This window comes from Bacillus sp. AR13-1 (assembly GCF_008042285.1).
In the GTDB taxonomy this organism is placed as follows: Bacteria; Bacillota; Bacilli; order Bacillales; family Bacillaceae_G; genus Bacillus_A; species Bacillus_A mycoides.
Window position 1 is genome coordinate 1 of the sequence record NZ_QNUA01000067.1, and the last position, 2,705, is coordinate 2,705.

1 protein-coding gene is annotated in these 2,705 nt (G+C 34.3%); it reads right to left on the reverse strand.

What is annotated here, in order from left to right; all coding sequences use genetic code 11:
• Positions 1-31 precede the first annotated feature (31 nt).
• A complete protein-coding gene (locus DN408_RS31010) occupies positions 32-583 on the reverse strand; it encodes a recombinase family protein (RefSeq protein WP_002187500.1) in 552 nt (183 codons plus the stop codon).
• Positions 584-2,705 lie beyond the last annotated feature (2,122 nt).

Consider the following 2,705-nt stretch of genomic DNA (forward strand, 5'->3'; position numbering starts at 1 on the left):
AACAAGCTTATTTGTTTAAAGGTAAGCGTATTTATATAAATGAGGCCCTAGACACATTTGTAATTTCACAAATTTGATTTACAGTCATATCTCCCTCTTTATAAAGCTTTACTGCATAATTCATTCCTGCATGATTTTTATGGTACTTCTTTAACCGACCTTTAAACTTTCCTTCTTTCTTAGCCAGTTCAATTCCTTCACGCTGCCGCATACGGATAAGATCACGTTCTAATTGGTTTACACCCACCATAACCGTAATTAAGAATTGGCTGTAGGGATTATCTTCTGATAAATCTAGCCATGTATCTTTTAAGGATTTTAAATTTGCCTTTTTACTCCGTATGTTATCGATTAATTCAAATAAATCTTGTGTACTACGAGTAATCCGAGTTAAGTCCGTAACATAAATGATGTCACCTTCTTGTATATCCTCTAACATTTTTTGAAGTTGTTCACGATCTTTTGTTGCTCCGGAAACCTTTTCTTCAAAAATAATATCCATTCCGATTTCGTTCAGTTGCTGAAATTGCCTTGAAGGATTCTGGCTAGTTGAACTGACGCGTATATAACCGATTTTTCGCAAAATATCACCTCATTTTTGAGACAAGTCTTATGAGACGCTCTTAACTATGATTTTATCAGTCTCCTACACTCTATTGATATATAATTGAACTAATTAACTGAATAATTATAGAAATGAGATGATACTGTATGATAATGGCTTTAATTCGTGAATAGCAAAGAAGCTACCACATGTTAAATTGAAGTGAACCCGAATAGTGGTACATGAAAAAAGTTCATTGTAACAGGCTATTTGTTTCATTTATCCCGCTATTTGCGGGCAGTAAAACTCCCATCTCAAAATTCAGCTGGAGCAAAGAAGTTAGGTGGGAGCCCTGTTGCCCGTAAACGCCTGATTGGTGAAGGCTAATAATCAGTGGGGGATCAACAATCCCCCTGCTGATTAAAGTTTCACTTCATTTGTTTTAAGTAGTTATATGGTGAAAGTGGTGGAGTTAAAAAGATAATAGCGCGTGTTCTTTTTTCTGAATCTGGCTTTTGAAGAGCGGCGATAATTTCAAAATATAGTTCTTGAAACTCTTATGTATTACTTTCGTATATAACATTTTGGATAAAGATGTGTGGATTAATGTTTAGACTCTATAATCTTTTTTATAGTTTGGATAGTTTGTTACACGAAATTCCCAAGAAAATTTTCGAGCGGGAAGATCAGTTATGAGTAGTAATATTGGAACTGCTCTTGTACATAGTGTTCAGCTTCTTTATAAGTTCTACTTGTTTCCTCTAGTAGTTGGATGTAGCCTTATAAATAAGATAACTAAAGTATAGTTGGCCACTGGTTGCTATTTGAACAGCATATTTGTCTCTATTATCACGTTGATATAAATAAGTTGGAGGAAGAATGGGTTCATCGGGAATAAATGTAGGTAGTTATATACTCTATTTGTAATTTGGTTGGAAATAATGAAACTATATGCTTTGTTAGCGATGCTATTTGCTCTTCTAACGGAAAAACTTATAGATATAAGATACAACTCTTTAAATTTTATAATTTTGTAGCTTTTATATAGAAGATAAGTGTAAGTGAAAAATTATAGTGTGATTACTTAAATGCAAGGAAGTAGTGGTGGATAACAAGAGAATAGAACGTTCGTTCTTGAATGGTGTAATGGACATACTCGATCAATTGAGGCGCTTATTTTCTATTGGACATATGTGTTTAAAGAAGAGCTGCCATACTAGGTTCGGATTTCTAGTATAGCTTGTAACTTTACGTGCTTTAGTGAAGTGGTTCTTCAGTAAAGTATATTTCAATTATTAATATTGGATTTATTGACACTCCCACTGCTAAAGGGGCAACCTGATTAACATCAGTGTGATTCTTGCTACCAAAGGCGAAGTCCATTTTGGGTATCGCTGACGTGCAAGATTGTAGTGTGCCATCACCACTCTCACTATAGACCGTATAGGTTCGCGAGCTACGGTGCTATGACAGCTGCATGTTCATATGTTTTAGCGTCTTTTTCTTGTCTATAGTTGACGTGTATCAAAACAATAAGTGTTTTTCTATGAAGGTATCGTGAAATCTGTAAACGAACCAATTATTCTATCTCCAACTGGTTTTATGAAATAATCTACGAATGGTCCTTTACTCATCATAATTTTTAATATTAATTGAATCTAGTCTATATTCGGTTCATTCTATTATGAGTGGTTCAGGAGAGTGAGTGTACTGTTAGAAAGAGATATTGTAATTAAGATAAGGAGAGTAAATGAAGTTGCTAGAAAAGAATTTCTTGTGGAACCCAGTAATGTACGGGGGATAATCCTCTTGAAATAGAGAGGTTTGTTAGGGGAGATTAGTAGATAGAGGTAGACAATGATTGCTATTTAGTAAAATCTTTGTGGATTTTTATGTAACCTTTACTAATCGGGAATTTATGATCGTCAGGCTCACTACTAACTTCCTTGCTTCAGCCGAACTTTGAGGTGGGAGTCTTACTGTCCGCAAATAGCAGGATAAAATGGTGTGAACATATTAAATTAAATATCTTTATAAAAAGGTGTTGACGATTAGCTTATAGAGGTGTAATATAGAACAAGTCGCCGATAGCAACAACGCAGAAAGCGACAAAAGAAATAAAAAAACTTGGTTGACATTGAAATATGAAAATGTTAACATA